Below are 17,733 nucleotides of genomic sequence, written 5' to 3' on the forward strand. Positions count from 1 at the left end.
ACCGGAGCGTACCTCCCGACCAAGGAGAATCCTGGCAATGATCAGTCGTTGGACCGTCGTCGTTGACCGCGACGACCTCACCAAAACCGAAGTCCTGCACGACGAACTCCCCGAGTCCTCCGAGCTGTCCGACTGCGAGGTGCTGCTCCGCGTCGACCGGGTCGGCCTCACCGCCAACAACGTCACCTACGGCGTGATCGGCGACATGATCGGCTACTGGCGCTTCTTCCCCACCGCCGCCGAGGGCCGCGGCGTCATCCCGGTGTGGGGCTTCGCCGACGTCGTCGACTCCACAGTGGACGCCCTGCCGGCCGGCACCCGCGTCTACGGCTACCTGCCGATGGCGAGCCACCTCGTCGTGCGCGCCAAGCTGACCTCAGCGGGCTTCGTCGACACGGCCGAGCACCGCGCCGACCTGCCGACCGTGTACAACAGCTACCTGGTCACGTCGAAGGACCCGGCCTACGACGCCCAGCAGGAAGACCTGCAGGTGCTGTACCGCCCGCTGTTCCTGACGTCGTTCCTGCTCGCCGACCAGCTGGCGGACAACGACTTCCACGGCGCCCGCACCGTCGTGATCTCCTCCGCTTCCAGCAAGACGGCGTTCGGCACCGCCCAGTGCCTCAAGGACAAGGGCGTGCGGCTGGTGGGCCTCACCTCGCCGCGCAACGTGGAGTTCACGACCGGCCTCGGCCTCTACGACAGCGTGCTCCCCTACGACGCTTTGGTCGATGTCGAACCTTCGGTCTACCTCGACTTCAGCGGTTCGGCCGACCTGCGTTCAACGCTGCACGACCGCCTCGGCGCCAACCTGGTCAAGGACATCTCGATCGGCCTCACCCAGCAGAAGGCCTCGGCCGACCCGCGCTCGGAGTTCTTCTTCGCTCCCGAGCAGCTGCGCAAGCGCACCGCCGACTGGGGCTCCGAGGGTCTCGCTGAGCGTTTCGGCGCGGCCTGGCGCGCGTTCACCGCTCAGGCCGGCGACTGGGTGAGCGTCGTTCAGCACAGTGGTCCGGACGAGCTCGCAGAGGTGTGGCAGGCCGTGCTGGCGGGCAAGACGGACCCGAGCACGGCCGACGTGATCACTTTCTGAGCAGCCCGGCCAGCAGGCCCGCGATGTTGTAGGCGTCGTCGTGGCCGCGGTGGTGCGTGCCGTCGAGCTGCCGCCCGGCGATGCGCACCGCCTCGGCCATCCCGACCTCGCGCGGCAACACGTGCACCAACGCGAAGAGCGTCTTCACGTTGACGTGCCGCGGCCCGAACGGGTACTTCACGCCGAAGTCCGCACACTGCCGCTCGAACATCTTCCGGTCGTAGTCACCGTACGAGGCCCAGACCCGGCGATCCGACCGGAACTCCTTGCGCAGCAAAGCGCAGGCCTCAGCGAACGAGACACCACCGTCGACATCGGCCTGTGTCAGCGTCGTCAGCCGAGTGCAGAACGGACTGACGGACGACCGCGAAGGCCGCACGAGAATGCTGCGCCGCGAGCCGCGGACGCCAGTGGCGACCTCGACCGGGCAGATGCCGATCTCGATGATCTCCGAGACCTCACCGGGAGGCGGAGATCCTTCCCAACACGTCGACTCCACGTCGACGACCAGTACGTGGTCCAGCGATATCACGCGCTGATCGTCCCCTGCCCGTCTACTGGAATACGACGACCGGCAGCACCACGATCTCGCCGGTCTCCGCGTTCCACGACTGGACCTTGCCCAGACACCGCGCGTTGAACTGGCCCGGCGGCAGGGTGTCGCGCAGGCTCGCGCGATCGCACTCGACGCGGACGCGGTGCTTGCCGGCCGGGGCGAGCAGCACCGCCTTCTCGTCGGTTCCCCCGTCGAGCTGGAACCGGCCGCGCAGCGACACGTAGTCGCGGATGTCGTTGAGCCGTCTTGCTTTCCCGCGGCGCCACGCCTCATCGGCGACGATCGTCTGCGTCGTCAGGTCGACGTCCACCACGCCGTGCGCGGCGCGCAGTCCCGCCAGCACGACGCCGATGACGTCGATCTCCGTCGCGGGTTTCTCGTAGTTGGCCGTGTTCTGCTCGATCACCGAGCCGTCCACACCGATGCCGAACTCGCTGGGGCCCACCTGCAGCTTGCCGTTCTTGGTGACGGTGATCTGCTTGACGAACTGCCGGGTGACCGCGTCGTCGTACCGGCCCACCTTGCACAGGTTGATCATTCTCAGGCCGTGCACGTAGAACAGCAGGCCCGGCACCTCGGACTGCGGGACGCGCCGCCGCGCCCAGCGCACCGCCAGGACGACCACCACGACGAACGCGATCAGCGTCGCGACCCACAGCAGGATCCAGCCCCACGACACGGACCACCAGAGCGCTCTATCGACACCCACGGATCTCCCTCACCGCCTCCAGCAACGACTTCGCGCCGGCGTCCACGAGTCGGCCGCCGCTGGCCTGGGCCACGCGGTCCAGCTCCGCCACCGAGGCCTCGCCGAACCTGATCGGGTACACGGGCACCTCGCCCCGCCCTACGCGGAGGAACTCGTCGACCGACGGGCCCGCGTTGTTCTCGCCGTCCGTCATCAGCACGACCGTCGTCTCGCCGCGGGCGAGGCGCAGCGCGTGGTCCAGCGCGGCCCAGATCGCGGTGTTGTCCCGCAGGTCGTCGGATGCCACGACGGCCAGCAGCGCGTCGAGGTCCGGCCGGCCGCGCACCGTGATCGACCGCTCCTCCAGCACGGAGCCCGCGAACCGCACGATCGTGACCGTCTCGCCGGTGTAGAAGCGGTCGAACCCGTTGAGGGACGCGAACGCCTCCCGCAACGCGGCGATTCGCGGGCCGCGCATGGACGTCGAGTAGTCCAGCACGAAGATCACCTGGCGGCCGTCGCCCGCGCGGTCGTGGAAGACGAGCAGCCGGTCGAGCACCTGCTGGCTGTCCGGGAAGTACAGCGCGGTGCCGATGCCGGCGCGCAGCTTCTCGTCGCGCGGGGTGGCAGGGTCCACGGGGCGGCGCCAGGTGCGTTCGGCAATCATCCGCTGCGCCGCGGACGACCGCAGCCACTCCACGACCCGGTCGTAGGCGGCCCGGTGCGCGGGATCGACCAGCATGAGCGGGTAGTCCGACAGCACGATGCCGTCGCGCGGGTAGACGATCTCCAGCGGCTCGGAGACACGTCCGGACGCGTTGAGCGCCAGCAGTTCCGACTCGTGCGCGACCACTCCGTCCACATCGGACTGTCGGCGGGTGTACTCGGAGATCGGGTCCGGCACGTCGAAGACCCGCCCCGCCAGGAATCCCTGCAGGCGGTCGCAGCTCACGTCCTCGGGCCGCAACGCCGCTCCGGTGCCCGCGGCCGCCGTGGCGACCCCGATGAGCGCGGCCATCCCGCCACCGGACACCTGCGGATCAGCCATGCCGTAACGAAACTCCCCCACCGCGGCCCGGTCGGCGACATCCGCCCACGTCGGCTTCTCGCCGAGCACGGCCCGCTTGCCCGGCTTCACGCCGAGCACCACCGGGGACGTCATGATGCTCGACGACAGCGCGGGCTCGGCGCCCCGCAGCCGCAGGAACCTGTTGGTGGACAACCACGCCAGGTCGAACCCGGCGAGCGACCGGCTGGCCTCGACCGTGCCGCGGTGCTCGACCGCCAGCTCGACCCCGGTGGCGCGCTTCAGTTCCGCGAGCACGGGACCGAGGTCGGCGAGCTCCGGGCTTGCCACCACCTTCAACCGGACCGGCTCCGGCGTGCTGGCCGTGCACGCGGCCAGCAGGAGCAGCAACACCGCGGCGAGGATCCTCATCGGCAGTCGCCGACCACGTCGAGCATGCGCTCGAAGAGCTCCGCCTTGGGCAGCGCCACCCGCCCCGTCTCACCGCTCGGCGGCTCCGGCAGCCCCTGCCCGGTGAGGTGGCCGGCGAAGTCCTGCTCCGTCGCGCCGTTCCAGCCCAGCGAGTGGAAACCCAGCTCGACCGCGCGCCGCCGCAGCGCCGGGTCTGTCATCATCAGCTCGCCGATCCGGTCGCCCTCTGGCGTGAACGAGATCAGCTCTGGCGTGCTCTGGTGCTGCACGGTCGGGTAGAGCAGCACGCGCTCCTTGTCGGCACCCCGTCTGTTCAGCTGGTGGGCGAGGTACTGGTGTTCGTAGATCACCGCGATGACCGCGTGCGTCGGCCCCTCCGGCGCGAAGTACTTCGGCGCCATGTCCTCACCGGCCTGGCCCTGCGCGTCGACGTGCGGCTTGACCTCTCTGGCCCGTGCCTCAGCGTCCGCCACGGTCTGGGGCGGGTTGTCGTCGACGGCGGACGCGAGGAACCCGACCAGCACCGCTCCCGAATAGGCCTTGCACGGGTCCGGTGACTGGATGATCACCCGGTTGCCGTTGGCCAGCTTGTAGTCGCTCCACCGCTTGTGCGCAACGACCAGCTTCATGAACTGGTCGACGTCCAGGTTGTAGTAGAACGGTTGCTCTCCCCGGTCGTACGGCATCGCCACACCCGCTTTGACGAGCGCCTCGGCGTACTCCCGGAACGTACCGAGCACGACTGGCGTGAAGAACGGCCGGAACGGCACCGCGTGCTTCCCCGTCCGCCGGGCCTTCACGTGCTCGTTCGCCACGTGCCCGGAGGGGAACACGAAGTGGTAGGAGTCCAGGTCGGGCGTGCGGGCCAGGTCGCGGGAGCCGACCGGCGTCACGTGCACCTGGTAGCCGCGCGCCATGAGGATGCGCTTGACCTGCTCGTCCTGGAAGAAGTCGCGCTTGGACGCGAGCATCGCACGCACCACGGTGATGTGCCGGAACGGACCGGTGACGTGCCCGGAGACCAGCAACACCGTCAGGCCGGCCGCGAACACCGCGAGCGGCGGCACGAACCACAGCAGGAACCGTTTTCGCGGATCGACGGCTTTGAACTCCGGCTCATGCACGGCTCCCCCTCATGCAAAACGGCCCCCTCGACAAGGATTAGACGCGTCGAGGAGGCCGTTTTGCATTACGCCGATCAGGGTCAAACGATGACGGCTCCACCGTCGACCACGAGCGTCGCACCGGTCACGTACCCACCGGCCGGTGAGGCCAGGAAGACGACGGCCGCGGCCAGCTCCTCCGGATCACCGATGCGACCGGAGGGCAGGGCCGCCTGCATCTTCTCCATGTAGCCGGGCGGGTACTGGTCGGTCATCTCCGAGGAGAAGAACCCTGGGCAGATCGCGTTGACGCGAATGCCCTTGCGCCCGGTCCACTGCTGCGCCAGATCGCGCGTCAGGCCCAGCAGACCGGCCTTCGACGCCGAGTAGGCCGCCTGCGGGATGCCACCGGTCACGAGCCCCAGCACGCTGGAGATGTTGATGATCGACCCGCCGGACTTCATCACCGAAGCCGCCGCCTGCGCCATCCAGTACGCGCCGTTGAGGTTCACGTCCATGACGCCGAGGAACTCCTCCGGCGTCTCGCGCGACGCCGGCACCGCCGAGGCGACACCCGCGTTGTTCACCAGCACCGCCACGGTGCCGAACTCAGCCGCCGCACGCGCCACCTCACGGCAGTCGTCGGGCTGCGAAACGTCCGCCTGCACCACAAGAGCACGCCGCCCGACCGACTCGACGAGCGCAGCCGTGTCCTTCAGCTTGTCCGCACGACGTGCCGCCAGCACCACGTCCGCGCCCGCCTCGGCCAGACCGCGCGCGAACGCCACACCGAGACCGGAGGACGCGCCCGTGACGATCGCGACCTTCCCGTCCAGCCGGAACTTGTCCAGGATGCCCACTACGAAAGCCTTTCCAGGATGATCGCCATGCCCTGTCCGCCACCGACGCACATCGTCTCGAGACCGAACTGGGCGTCGCGGGCCTGCATGCCGTTGATCAGCGTCGTCATGATCCGCGCGCCGGTCGAGCCGAACGGGTGCCCGAGAGCGATGGCACCACCGTGCACGTTCAGCTTGTCGATGTCGATGCCCAGCTGCCGCTGGCTGCCGAGCACCTGCACCGCGAACGCCTCGTTGATCTCCACCAGGTCGATGTCCGAAATGGACAGACCGGCGTGCGCCAGTGCCTGGCGGGTCGCGTCGACCGGGCCGAGCCCCATGATCTCCGGCGAAAGCCCGGAGACACCCGTGGACACGATGCGTGCCAACGGAGTCAGCCCGAGCTCACGCGCCCGCACGTCACTCATGATCACCACCGCGGCGGCACCGTCGTTCAACGGACAGCAGTTGCCGGGCGTGACCGTGCCCTCGGGCCGGAACGACGGCTTCAGCGCCGAAACAGCCTCGTAGGTGACGCCGGCCCGGGGTCCGTCGTCGGTGGAAACGACCGTGCCGTCGGGCAGCACCACCGGCGTGATCTCGCGGGCGAAGAACCCGTCCGCGATCGCCTTCTCCGCGAGGTTGTGCGACCGCACGCCGAACTCGTCCTGGTCGTGCCGCGAGATCCCCAGCTGGGTGGCGACGTTCTCCGCCGTCTGCCCCATCGCGATGTAGTAGTCGGGCAGCTTGCCGTCGAGCCGCGGGTCGGTCCAGGCGACGTTGGACGCCGCCGTGTCCAGCGTCCGCTGCTGAGCCTCGTCGAACAACGGGTTGAACGACGGCGCACCGGAGTGCATGTACCGGGAGACGCACTCGACACCCGCGGAGATGAACGCGTGCCCCTCCCCCGCCTTGATCGCGTGGAAGGCCATGCGCGCGGTCTGCACCGAAGAAGCGCAGAACCGGTTCACGGTCGTGCCCGGCAGGTTGTCGTAGCCGAGCTGCACGGCGACACGGCGCGCGATGTTCTGGCCGTGCTCGTCCTGGGGCTCGGCACAACCGAGGTGCAGGTCGGTGATCTCGGTGGCCGGAACGTCCTTCAGCGCCGCGGAAATCACCTGCGCGGCCAGGTCGTCCGGGCGCAACGAGACCAGGGATCCCTTGCGCGCACGGCCGATCGGCGACCGGGCGGTGGAAACGATGACTGCTTCAGCCACAAAACACCCCTTACAGGCCCAGGTCGCGGCCGATGAGTTCCTTCATGATCTCGTTGGAGCCCGCCCAGATCTTCGTGACACGGGCGTCCATCCAGGCGCGGGCGACGCGGTACTCGGTCATGTAGCCGTAGCCGCCGTGCAGCTGCACACAGGCGTCGATGACGTCGTTCTCGACCTCGGCGCTCCAGTACTTCGCCTGCGCCGCCTCGACGGAGGTCAGCTCGCCCCGGACGTGCTGCATGGTCAGGGTGTCGACGAACGCCTGCGTGACGTCGAGCTTGGTGCGCAGCTCCGACAGCAGGAACTTGTTGTGCTGGAACTTGCCGATCGCCTGCCCGAACGCCTTGCGCTCCTTCACGTACTCGAGCGTCTCGTCGAAGACACCCTGCGCGTGCGCGAGGTTCGAGATGGCGGCACCGATCCGCTCCTGCGGCAGGCGTTCCATCATGTAGATGAAGCCCTTGTCGACCTCGCCGATCACGTTCGCGGACGGCAGGCGCACGTCGGAGAAGAAGAGCTCCGCGGTGTCGGACGGGTGCTGGCCGACCTTGTCGAGCTTGCGGCCGCGCTCGAAGCCGGGCATGCCGGTCTCGACGGCGAACAGCGTGATGCCCTTCGCGCCCTTCGACGGGTCCGTGCGGGCCGCCACGACGATCATGTCGGCGGTGTAGCCGTTGGTGATGAACGTCTTGGAGCCGTTGAGGATCCAGTCGTCACCGTCACGCACGGCGTTGGTCTTCAGCGCGGCGAGGTCGGAGCCGCCGGACGGCTCGGTCATCGCGATACCGGTCTTGATCTCACCGGTGCACATGCCGGGCAGCCAGCGCTGCTTCTGCTCCTCGGTGCACAGGTCGACGAGGTAAGGCGCCACGACGTCGCCGTGGATGCCCAGCGACGACGCGACTGCGGCGTTGACCCGGCACAGCTCCTCGGCGAACACGGTGTTGAACCGGTAGTCGTTCGCGCCGCTGCCGCCGTACTCCTCGGGGATCTCGAGCCCCAGCAGGCCCTGGCGACCGGCCTCCAGCCACACGTCGCGGTCGATCACGCGCTGCTCGATGAACTTCTCGACGTTCGGCGTGATCGTGCGCTCGACGAACGCTTTCGCCGACTCCCGGAACGCGGCGTGATCCTCGTTGAACAGCGTCCGCTGCACGACTACCTCCATACTAAGCGGTTGCTTAGCGCTAAGCGCCCGCTTAGCGTGCAGTACGATTCATCACCTGTCAACACGCGAGGAGCAGGCCCGATGACGACGACCGGACTGGATGAGTTCGCGCTGCTCGACGAGACGTGGCGCTCGGTCACCCCGGACGCCGCCCGCCGCATGCTCATCGCCGCCGCGCACGCTTTCGCGGGCAAGGGATATCACGCCACGACGACCCGTGACATCGCCTCTCTGGCGGGAATGTCGCCGGCGGCCGTGTACATCCACTACCGGTCCAAAGAGGAGCTCCTCTTCAACATCTCGCTCGTCGGTCACGAGACGTCGCTCAAGCTGTTGTCCCGCATCCAGGGCGGCGACGTGGTGGAACGGCTGAGGAACGCGGTGGCGGCGTTCGCGGGCTGGCACGCGGAGTTCCACACGACGGCGCGGGTGGTGCAGTACGAGCTCGGCGCGCTCTCCCCAGAGCACCACGCGCAGGTGGCGGAGCTGCGCCGGCAGATCGACCAGCAGATGCGGTCCTACATCGCGGACGGCGTGGCCGAGGGCGTCTTCGACGTCCCGGACCTGAAGGGCGCGACGCTCGCCGTCCTGTCGCTGTGCATCGACGTCGCGCGCTGGTACCAGCCCGGCGGAAAGCGGACCCCGGACGAGATCGGCGCGTTGTACGCCGACCTCGTCCTCAGGATGCTCCGCCCGGCTAACTGACCGACTTGCGGCCGTACACCCCCGCCACGACCGAAACGCCGATCGCCGCGACGATGATCTGAACGATCACTTCGATCCAGTCGATGCCGGGTGTGGTCTGCACGCCGAGCAGCTTCGCGATCCACGACCCGATGAACGCGGCCGCGATGCCGACCAGCAGGGTCAGCCAGATCGGGATGGCCTGTTTGCCCGGTGCGAACAGCTTGCCGAGCAGGCCGAGGATCAGACCGATGATGAGTGCGCCGATGATGCTGTCGATGGTCACGACCGCCTCCTACGCCAGTCCCCGTTTGAGGTGGGGGATCTCGCAGAAAATCATCCCGTCACTCGTCGCGGTCCGCAGCTCGAGAGCTACCAGCGGCTACCGGAGACCTGGCTCATCCACTGGTTGATCGTGGCGGTCCAGTCGGTGCCGGCGGCCTGCTGGTGCGACACGGCGAACCTGCCGTGGGCGTCGCCGCCCGCACGGAGCAGGCCTGCGCGCTTGTCCGCCTCCAGGACCACGTGCAGCTCGGTCGGCGTCGTCACGAAGGTCAGCTCGACCTGCTTGACGCGGCCGGCGAACTGCGGCGGCGGGTAGAACTCGATCTCCTGGTAGAACGGCAGCTGCTGCGGCACGCCGTGGATGCGGCCGCGCTCGTTGTCCGCCTTGGTGAAGCGGAAGCCCATCTGCCCGAAAGCCTGCAGCACCGCGTCCTGCGACGGCAGCGGGTGCACCCAGATCGGGTCGAGGTCACCGGGGTCGACGGCGCCGCGGACCTCCAGCTCGGTGCGCAGGCCCAGCTGCATGCCGGAGAGCTGCATGCCTCCCACGACGTTGAGCGGGCACTCGAACGGCACCGGAACCTGGAACGGCAGCGAGAGGTTCTGGTGCGGCTGCGCCATGATCCGCTGTCCCACGGAGAACTTGTGGAACTCCATGTTGGTGTTGTACTCGTTGTCGCCGCTCTCGACCTCGACGCGGGTGAGCAGCGCCAGCGTGACGTGGTCGATCTCGGCGGGGTGGTCGCCACCGGCGATCCTGACCTCGCCCGACAACATCTCGCCGGGCCGCACGTTCGGGTTGGTCAGCACCGTGTCGACAGTCGGCCCGCCCACGCCGAACGCGCGCAACATCCTCTTGAACACCACTGCGGCCTCCTGAAGCCCTTCGCAACTTTGCGGGGAAGTCTGCCCACTGAATCGTCGGTTCGCGCTGAAGCGTTCCGTTGACGTCTCACCTCCCCGATCGGTTCCGTATGGACTTCTGTTGACCTCAGGTGGCAACATGCGACCGCCGTCACATACTAAGCGGTCGCTCAGGAGGATTGCCGTGCTGCTCGTCGCCAACCGGGGTGAGGTCGCCGTCCGCGTGCTGCGCGCGGCCGCTGACCTGGGCATCCGCACCGTGGCGGTGTACGCGGAGGACGACGCCTCCGCCCTGCACGTGACGCTGGCGGACCGCGCGGTCGCGCTCCGTGGAGATGCGCCCTACCTGGACGTGGATCAGCTGCTGGATGCGGCGGACGGCTGTCAGGCGGTGCATCCGGGGTGGGGTTTCCTCTCCGAGAACGCCGGCTTCGCCCGTGCCTGCGAGGCGCGCGGGCTGACGTTCGTGGGGCCGCGGCCGGACGTGCTGGAGCTGCTGGGCGACAAGCGCCGGGCACGGGATCTGGCGGCTTCGCTGGGGATTCCGGTGCTGGACGCGGCACCGGGCGAGTTCCCCGTGATGGTCAAGGCGGTCGCCGGCGGTGGCGGCAAGGGCATGCGGGCGGTGTATGCGCCCGAGGACCTCGACAGCGCCGTCGAGGCGTGCCGGGCGGAAGCGCTGGCGGCGTTCGGGGTCGGGGACGTCTACTTCGAACGGTTGCTGCCCTCCGCCCGGCACATCGAGGTGCAGCTGGTCGGCGCGTCGGTGATCGGTGACCGCGACTGCTCCCTGCAGCTGCGCCATCAGAAGGTCGTGGAGATCGCTCCGGCGCCCCTGCTGGATCCGTCGCTGCGCAAGGCACTTCACGAAGCGGCCGCCGCCATCGCCTCCGCTGTCGGGTACACCGGGGTCGGCACGGTGGAGTTCCTGGTGGCCGGGGACTCCTTCGCGTTCCTGGAAGTCAACCCGCGGTTGCAGGTCGAGCACACCGTGACCGAGATGGTGTCCGGTGTGGACCTCGTGCGCACCCAGCTGTTGCTGGCCTGGGGCGGCGACGTCGACTTCACCCCGGCTGATCGCGGTGCGGCCGTGCAGGTGCGGGTGAACCAGACGTCCGGTGGCGTGTTGTCGTCGTTCGCGTTGCCTTCCGGGCCTGGTGTCCGCGTCGACACGCACGGGTATCCGGGCTACCGGGTCGGGACGCGGTACGACGGGTTGCTGGCGAAGCTCGTGGTGCACGGTGAGGATCTCGACGTCGCCCTGAACCGGGCGCGGCGGGCGTTGCGCGACTTCCGGATCGAGGGCGTCTCGACGAACCTGGAGTTCCTGAAGTCGCTGCTGTCCCGCGACATCGTCGGGGCGACCACGGACTTCGTGGCCGAGGAGCCGGCTTCCGGCATGCGGGCTCCGCTGGCGGGCACCGTCGTGGCCGTGACGGCTGATTCGGTTGTGCTGGAAGCGATGAAGATGCAGCACGTCGTCCGCGTGTCCGGCGATGTGCTGGTGGCCGTGGGCGACACGGTCGCGGAGGGGCAGCTGCTCGCGTCCGGTTCGGGTGAGTCCACCGAGGACTCGGCCGAGGTGGATCTCGAGCACGTCCGGCCGGATCTGGCCGAGGTGCTCGAACGCCATCAGCTCGATCGTCCCGAAGCTGCCGCGCGACGACACGCCGCCGGCGGGCGGACCGCGCGCGAGAACATCGCGGACCTCTGTTCGTCCTTCGTCGAGTACGGCGGGCTGGCGATCGCCGCCCAACGCCAGCGCCGCTCACTTCCGGAGCTGATCGAGCGCACTCCCGCCGACGGCCTGGTGGCCGGCATCGGCGTCGTGAACGGCCAACGCATCGTGGCGATGTCCTACGACTACGCCGTGCTCGCCGGCACCCAGGGCCTGCGCAACCATCAGAAGAAGGACAGGTTGTTCGCCCTGGCACAGCAGGAGAACCTGCCCGTGGTGCTGTTCGCCGAGGGCGGCGGCGGACGTCCAGGCGACACCGACCACAGCATGGTCAGCGGCCTCGACTGCGGCTCGTTCCACGCGTTCGCCCGGCTGAGCGGCCAGGTCCCGCTGATCGGGATCGTCGCGGGCCGCTGCTTCGCGGGCAACGCGGTGCTGCTCGGCACGTGCGACGTGATCATCGCGGTGGACGGCGCGAACATCGGCATGGGCGGCCCGGCGATGATCGAGGGCGGCGGCCTGGGCACGTTCCGGCCGGAGGACATCGGCCCGCTCGACGTGCAGGTGCCCAACGGCGTCGTGGACATCGCCGTGCGCACCGAAGAGGAAGCGGTGGCCGTCGCCAAGAAGTACCTCTCCTACTTCCAGGCTCCCGCAGGCGTCCCCTCGCCGAGCGCGCAGCCTTCGTCCGCGCCCTCGGGGGAACCCCTGAATCCAATTCTCCCAGACAGCACCGACAATTCCGGTTCGTGGAAGTGCGCCGACCAGCGCCTCCTCCGCCACGCCATCCCGGAGAACCGCCTCCGCGCCTACGACATCCGCAAGGTCATCGACACCCTCGCGGACACCGGCTCGGTCCTGGAGCTGAGGAACGGCTTCGGCAAGGCCATCGTCACCGCCCTGATCCGCGTCGAAGGCCGCCCGCTCGCCCTGATCGCCAACGACCCCAACGTCCTGGGCGGCGCGATCGACGCCGACGCCGCCGACAAGTGCGCCCGCTTCCTCCAGCTCGCGGACGCGTTCGACCTCCCGGTCGTCTCCCTGGCTGACACCCCGGGCTTCATGGTCGGCCCCGACGCCGAACGCACCGCCACGGTCCGCCACCTGACCCGCATGGTCGTCACCGGCGCCAACCTCACCGTCCCCTTCGGACTGGTGATCCTGCGCAAGGCGTACGGCCTCGGCGCCCAGGCGATGGCGGCCGGCTCGCTCAAGGTTCCCCAGTTCGCCGTCTCCTGGCCCACCGGCGAGTTCGGCCCGATGGGCCTCGAAGGCGCGGTCAAGCTCGGGTTCAAACGCGAGCTCGACGCCATCGAGGACCCCGAAGAACGCAAGCAGCGCTTCGACCAGATGGTCGCGAGCGCGTACGAACACGGCAAAGCGCTGAACGTCGCGAGTGTCTTCGAGATCGACGACGTGATCGACCCGGCCGACACGCGCCGCTGGATCGCCACCGCGCTCGCCCCCGCAACTTCCCGCCCCCAAGGGAAGAAACGCCCGTTCGTCGATACCTGGTGAGGAGAAGCCGTGGTCAGTGTCGCCCCGACTGAACAGAAGACCTTGCGCAGGCTGATGGCAGCCGGACTCGTTGGTAGCTCCATCGAGTGGTACGACTTCTTCATCTACGCGACCGCCGCGGCCCTCGTGTTCCCCAAACTGTTCTTCCCGGAGGCCACCCCGATCGTCGGCCTCCTGTTGTCCTTCAGCACGTTCTGGGCGGGCTTCATCGCCCGTCCCATCGGCGGCCTGGTCTTCGGCCACGTCGGCGACAAGTTCGGCCGCAAGCCCGCTCTCGTCATCTGCCTGGCCCTCATGGCGGCGGCGACGTTCCTCATCGGCCTGCTCCCGACGTCCGCGACCATCGGCGTCGGCGCACCCGTCCTGCTCGTCACGCTCCGCTTCCTGCAGGGCATCGCGGTCGGCGGCCAGTGGGGCGGCGTGGTCCTGCTGCTCACCGAGTCGGCGGGCGCAGGGAAACGCGGCTTCGCGGGCACGTTCGGCCAGGCGGGCGTCCCGATCGGCGTGCTGCTGGGCAACGTGGCGTTCATCGCGGCCACCACGACGATGTCGGCCGAGGCCTTCGCGTCGTGGGGCTGGCGCGTCCCGTTCCTGGCCTCGGCGCTGCTCTTCCCGGTCGTCCTCTTCATCCAGCTGAAGGTCGAGGACAGCCCGGTCTTCCGCGAGCTGAAGGAACGCCGCGCCACCGCACCCGCCGTCGCGCACGCCCCGCTGAAGGAGGCCCTGCGCACCCACCGCAAGCCGATCCTGCTCGGCGCGGGCCTGATGTTCGCCTCCAACGCGATCTTCTACGTCTCGATCGCGGGCGTCCTCTCCTACGCCACGGTCACGCTGGGCCTGTCCCGCGAGTCGGTGCTGGTCGTCAGCCTGCTGTCGTCGGCCGTGAGCATCCCGGTGATCCTCTGGGCGGGCCACGCGTCCGACCGGCTCGGCCGCCGCCCGCTGATCATCGCGGGCGCCATCGGCCTGGTCGTGTGGGCGTTCCCGTACTTCCTGCTCGTGGACACGGCCTCGCTGCTGTTGCTGTTCGTCGCAACGACGATCGGAGGCATCGCGTCCTCTCTCGTGTACGGACCGATCGCCGCGTACTTGGGCGAGCTGTTCGAGCCGCACGTGCGGTACTCGGGCGCCTCGCTCGCCTACCAGCTGGCGTCGATCCTGGTCAGCGGCGGCACGCCGTTCATCATGACCGCGCTGCTCGGGGCGACCGGGACGTCGATGTCGGTGTCCGCGTTCCTGTGCCTGATGGGCCTGGCCACGCTGTTCTCGGCCCTCAAGCTGCCGGAGACGCACCGGGTGAACGCCAGTTAGTCGTGTGACCACGTTTCTCTCGGGGACGAGTCTGGCAAGCCTTCGTCAGGACGGCCCGACTCACCCGAGGGAGACTGCACCTTGTCCAGCAGGGTATGGCTGATCACCGGCGCCAACAGCGGCTTCGGCCGCGCCATCACGGAGGCCGCGGTGGCGGCGGGCGACCGGGTGGTGGCCACCGCACGTCGCATCGAGTCACTGGACGACCTGGTGAGGACCCACCCTCGCCAGGTCGTCCCGGTGCGGATGGACGTGACCGACCACGACGCCATCCGGACCACGGTCGCCAACGTGATCGCGGAACACGGCCGCATCGACGTGCTCGTCAACAACGCCGGCCGCACCCACGTGGGCGCCGTCGAGGAGACGACCGACGAGGAGCTCCGCGACCTCTTCGAAGTCCACCTGTTCGGCCCGGCCGCGCTCATCCGCGCGGTCCTGCCGCACATGCGCACCCAACGCTCCGGCGCGATCGTCCAGCTGAGCAGCATGGGCGGCCAGCTGTCGTTCGCGGGCTTCGGCGCGTACAGCGCCACGAAGTTCGCCCTGGAAGGCCTCTCGGAGGCGCTGGCCGACGAGATGAAGTCGTTCGGCGTCAAAGTTCTCATCGTCGAACCCGGCTCGTTCCGCACCAGCCTGTTCAGCGGCTACAGCGGCTCCAAGGAGACCGAGGTCTACGCGGACTCGGTCGGCAGGACCAGGCAGATGATCACGGCGGGCAACGGCAAGCAGCCGGGCGACCCCGCCAAGGCCGCGGCCGCCATCTTGACCGCGCTCGACGCCGCCGAAACCCCGCTCAGGCTGACGCTGGGCGGGGACGCCGTCGACGCCGTGCTCACCCACCTCGACGACGTCAAAGCCGAGATCGCGCTCTGGGAAAAGGTGTCCCGCGAGACCGAGTTCGATCGCTGACCTGGGCAAATCAGGTGAAATTCGGACAAATCACACCTTCACTGTCAAGACCTCTGCGGAACCCCGAGGCGATGCCGTACGTTCCTGGCTCGTGACCACTCTCATGGCGCGCTTCAAGCAGCGGATGCGCCGGTTCGCCCAGAAACCGGCATCGGTTGACCTCGCCCCGTTCCAGGCACTGCTCAAGGACGTGGAGAAACACGCTGAGACGTTCAAAGCGCTCAGCGACGAGGAGCTGACGGCACACGCCGCGAAGCTGCGCGAAGAGTGCGACGACACCGAGCTCGTGGCCCTCACGCGTGAGGCCGCCGAGCGCGCCATCGGGCAGCGTCCGTTCGACGTGCAGGTGCTCGGCGCGCTCGGCATGCTCAACGGGCTCGTCGTCGAGATGGCCACCGGTGAGGGCAAGACGCTCGCGGGCGCCATGGCCGCCGGCGGGTTCGCGATCAAGGGCAAGCGCGTCCACGTGGTCAGCGTCAACGACTACCTCGCCCAGCGCGACGCGGAGTGGATGGGGCCGCTCTACCGGCTGCTCGGCGTCACGGTCGGCTGGATCAACGGCAGCTCGAAGGCAGAGGAGCGCCGCGAGGCCTACCAGTGCGAGGTCACGTACGCACCGGTCAGCGAGATCGGCTTCGACATCCTGCGCGACCGGATCGTCACGAGCCCCGACGACCTGATCGTGCCGGAGCCGGAGGTCGCGCTGATCGACGAGGCCGACTCGGTGCTCGTCGACGAGGCCCGCGTGCCGCTCGTGCTCGCCGGCTCGACCAGCGCGGAGGCTGCCGACCCCGTCATCGCCGACCTGGTGAAGCGACTGCGGCAGAACCTGCACTACGAGATCGACGACGAGGAGCGCAACGTGTTCCTCACGGGTGCGGGCTCCGAGGCCGTCGAACGCGCGCTCGGCGAGATCGACCTCTACTCGCAGGAGCACGTCACCTCCACGCTGTCGAAGGTGAACGTGGCTCTGCACGCGCAGGTGCTGCTGCACCGCGACGTCGACTACATCGTGCGCGACGGCAAGGTGCACCTGATCAACGACACCCGCGGCCGCGTCGCGAAGCTCCAGCGGTGGCCGGACGGCCTGCAGGCCGCGGTCGAGGCCAAGGAGAACGTGCAGACCACCGAGTCGGGCGAGATCCTCGACTCGATGACGGTGCAGGCGCTGCTGTCGCGGTACCCGACGCGCTGCGGCATGACCGGTACCGCGGTCGCCGTCGCGGAGACCCTGCGCGAGTTCTACGAGCTCGAGGTGCTCGTGATCCCGCCGAACAAGGAGAACATCCGCGAGGACGAGCCGTTCCGCCTCTACGCGACGCTGGAGCAGAAGGAAGACGCGATCGTCGAGGAGATCAAGACCGTCCACGAGACCGGGCGGCCGATCCTCGTCGGCACGCTCGACGTCGCCGAGTCCGAGCGGATCTCCTCCAAGCTGCGCGACGCCGGGCTCGAATGCGTGGTGCTCAACGCGAAGAACGACGCCGAGGAAGCGGCGATCATCGCCGACGCCGGTTCGTACCAGCGCATCACCGTCTCCACGCAGATGGCCGGTCGCGGCACGGACATCCGCCTGGGCGGCCACGAAGGTGAGGATCACGACCGGATCGCCGAGCTGGGCGGCCTGTACGTGATCGGCACCGGGCGCCACTCGTCCTCACGCCTGGACGACCAGCTGCGCGGCCGGGCCGGCCGTCAGGGCGACCCCGGTGGCTCGGTGTTCTTCTCCTCGATGCAGGACGACCTGATCACCCAGTACGCGCCAGACGCGGAAGAGCCGTCCGAAGTGGACAACGACGGCCGGGTGCGGGACAAGGGCCTGCTGCACACCTTCGAGCACGCTCAGCGCGTCGCCGAGGGCGTGAACCTGGAGATCCACCGCAACACGTGGCGCTACAACAAGCTGATCGAGCACCAGCGCGACCTGCTGCTCAAGCACCGCGACGTGGTGCTGCGCACGGACGCCGCGCTGGAAAAGCTCGGTGAGAAGGAAGGCGTGTCCAACGAGGTGGCCGGTGAGGCCGCCCGCAAGATCACGCTGTTCTTCCTCGACGACCTGTGGACGCACCACCTGACGTTCCTGTCAGACCTGCGTGAGGGCATCCACCTGCGTGCGCTGGCACGGCAGAACCCGCTGGACGAGTTCCACCGCGAGGCGATCCCGGCGTTCAACAAGATCGTGCCGGAGTCGTGGGAGATGGCCAAGGACAAGTACGAGGCGGCCAAGATCACTGACGACGGCTACGACCTCGCCGACGCCGGGGTGAAGCGCCCGAGCTCGACGTGGACGTACCTGGTGCACGACAACCCGTTCGGCTCGGGACTGGAAGAGACGATGAAGGGTCTCGTCAAGATGGTGCGCGGCCAGCGCCGCTGACC

Annotated in this window: 15 protein-coding genes; 6 read left to right on the forward strand and 9 right to left on the reverse strand. The window is 68.7% G+C overall.

Annotated elements, in window-relative coordinates; genetic code table 11:
• The first annotated feature begins 37 nt into the window (after positions 1–37).
• Positions 38–1,093, forward strand: coding sequence for a DUF2855 family protein (locus tag ABFX45_RS41000; RefSeq protein ID WP_346136284.1), 1,056 nt, complete (start codon positions 38–40; stop codon positions 1,091–1,093).
• Here the strand turns inward: ABFX45_RS41000 and ABFX45_RS41005 are convergent.
• The 7 genes from ABFX45_RS41005 to ABFX45_RS41035 form a co-directional block, all read right to left on the reverse strand.
• Positions 1,083–1,625, reverse strand: coding sequence for a 3'-5' exonuclease (locus tag ABFX45_RS41005; protein ID WP_109638927.1), 543 nt, complete (start codon positions 1,623–1,625; stop codon positions 1,083–1,085). The genes ABFX45_RS41000 and ABFX45_RS41005 overlap by 11 nt on opposite strands.
• A 22-nt stretch (positions 1,626–1,647) precedes the next feature.
• On the reverse strand, positions 1,648–2,358 hold the full coding sequence (locus ABFX45_RS41010; RefSeq protein WP_146772067.1) for a hypothetical protein: 711 nt from the start codon (positions 2,356–2,358) through the stop codon (positions 1,648–1,650).
• Positions 2,345–3,775, reverse strand: a complete 1,431-nt coding sequence (locus ABFX45_RS41015) for a vWA domain-containing protein (protein WP_346136287.1) — start codon at positions 3,773–3,775, stop codon at positions 2,345–2,347. The genes ABFX45_RS41010 and ABFX45_RS41015 overlap by 14 nt, the downstream gene beginning before the upstream one ends.
• Positions 3,772–4,899, reverse strand: a complete 1,128-nt coding sequence (locus ABFX45_RS41020) for a hypothetical protein (RefSeq protein WP_346136289.1) — start codon at positions 4,897–4,899, stop codon at positions 3,772–3,774. The genes ABFX45_RS41015 and ABFX45_RS41020 overlap by 4 nt, the downstream gene beginning before the upstream one ends.
• A gap of 80 nt (positions 4,900–4,979) precedes the next feature.
• Positions 4,980–5,738, reverse strand: coding sequence for an SDR family NAD(P)-dependent oxidoreductase (locus ABFX45_RS41025; RefSeq protein ID WP_109638931.1), 759 nt, complete (start codon positions 5,736–5,738; stop codon positions 4,980–4,982).
• Positions 5,738–6,934 carry an acetyl-CoA C-acetyltransferase gene (locus tag ABFX45_RS41030; RefSeq protein ID WP_346136291.1) on the reverse strand — a complete coding sequence of 399 codons (1,197 nt, stop codon included), beginning with the start codon at positions 6,932–6,934 and terminating at the stop codon, positions 5,738–5,740. The genes ABFX45_RS41025 and ABFX45_RS41030 overlap by 1 nt, the downstream gene beginning before the upstream one ends.
• Before the next feature lie 10 nt (positions 6,935–6,944).
• Positions 6,945–8,090, reverse strand: coding sequence for an acyl-CoA dehydrogenase family protein (locus ABFX45_RS41035; RefSeq protein WP_109638933.1), 1,146 nt, complete (start codon positions 8,088–8,090; stop codon positions 6,945–6,947).
• A 93-nt stretch (positions 8,091–8,183) separates the two neighbouring features.
• On the opposite strand from ABFX45_RS41035, the gene ABFX45_RS41040 reads away from it, so the two are divergent.
• A complete protein-coding gene (locus tag ABFX45_RS41040; protein ID WP_112232123.1) occupies positions 8,184–8,807 on the forward strand; it encodes a TetR/AcrR family transcriptional regulator in 624 nt (207 codons plus the stop codon).
• On the opposite strand, the gene ABFX45_RS41045 is transcribed toward ABFX45_RS41040, so the two are convergent.
• Together ABFX45_RS41045 and ABFX45_RS41050 are read right to left on the reverse strand one after the other, a co-directional pair.
• Entirely contained in the window at positions 8,800–9,072 is a 273-nt protein-coding gene (locus ABFX45_RS41045; RefSeq protein WP_109638935.1) for a GlsB/YeaQ/YmgE family stress response membrane protein, read from the reverse strand. The two genes, ABFX45_RS41040 and ABFX45_RS41045, sit on opposite strands and share 8 nt — an antisense overlap.
• Positions 9,073–9,158: 86 nt before the next feature.
• Positions 9,159–9,938, reverse strand: a complete 780-nt coding sequence (locus tag ABFX45_RS41050; RefSeq protein ID WP_346136295.1) for a sporulation protein — start codon at positions 9,936–9,938, stop codon at positions 9,159–9,161.
• 181 nt (positions 9,939–10,119) lie between these two features.
• On the opposite strand from ABFX45_RS41050, the gene ABFX45_RS41055 reads away from it, so the two are divergent.
• The 4 genes from ABFX45_RS41055 to secA2 all read left to right on the forward strand — a co-directional run bounded on the left by ABFX45_RS41055 (position 10,120) and on the right by secA2 (position 17,731).
• Entirely contained in the window at positions 10,120–13,131 is a 3,012-nt protein-coding gene (locus ABFX45_RS41055) for a carboxyl transferase domain-containing protein (RefSeq protein ID WP_346136297.1), read from the forward strand.
• A 9-nt stretch (positions 13,132–13,140) separates the two neighbouring features.
• Positions 13,141–14,442, forward strand: coding sequence for an MFS transporter (locus tag ABFX45_RS41060; protein WP_346136299.1), 1,302 nt, complete (start codon positions 13,141–13,143; stop codon positions 14,440–14,442).
• Between the two features lie 81 nt (positions 14,443–14,523).
• Positions 14,524–15,354, forward strand: coding sequence for an oxidoreductase (locus tag ABFX45_RS41065; protein ID WP_346136301.1), 831 nt, complete (start codon positions 14,524–14,526; stop codon positions 15,352–15,354).
• A 91-nt stretch (positions 15,355–15,445) separates the two neighbouring features.
• Positions 15,446–17,731: an accessory Sec system translocase SecA2 gene (gene secA2 / locus ABFX45_RS41070; RefSeq protein WP_346136303.1), complete on the forward strand. Its 2,286-nt coding sequence runs from the start codon at positions 15,446–15,448 to the stop codon at positions 17,729–17,731.
• The last annotated feature ends 2 nt before the right edge of the window (positions 17,732–17,733 follow it).

The sequence above is a fragment of the Lentzea roselyniae genome, from assembly GCF_039537795.1.
In the GTDB taxonomy this organism is placed as follows: Bacteria; Actinomycetota; Actinomycetes; order Mycobacteriales; family Pseudonocardiaceae; genus Lentzea; species Lentzea atacamensis.

Excerpts from the sequence above, each read along its gene's own strand:
- ABFX45_RS41000 (WP_346136284.1), top strand. The coding sequence starts at position 38 with ATGATCAGTCGTTGGACCGTCGTCGTTGACCGCGACGACCTCACCAAA.
- ABFX45_RS41015 (WP_346136287.1), bottom strand. The coding sequence starts at position 3,775 with ATGAGGATCCTCGCCGCGGTGTTGCTGCTCCTGCTGGCCGCGTGCACG.
- ABFX45_RS41040 (WP_112232123.1), top strand. The coding sequence starts at position 8,184 with ATGACGACGACCGGACTGGATGAGTTCGCGCTGCTCGACGAGACGTGG.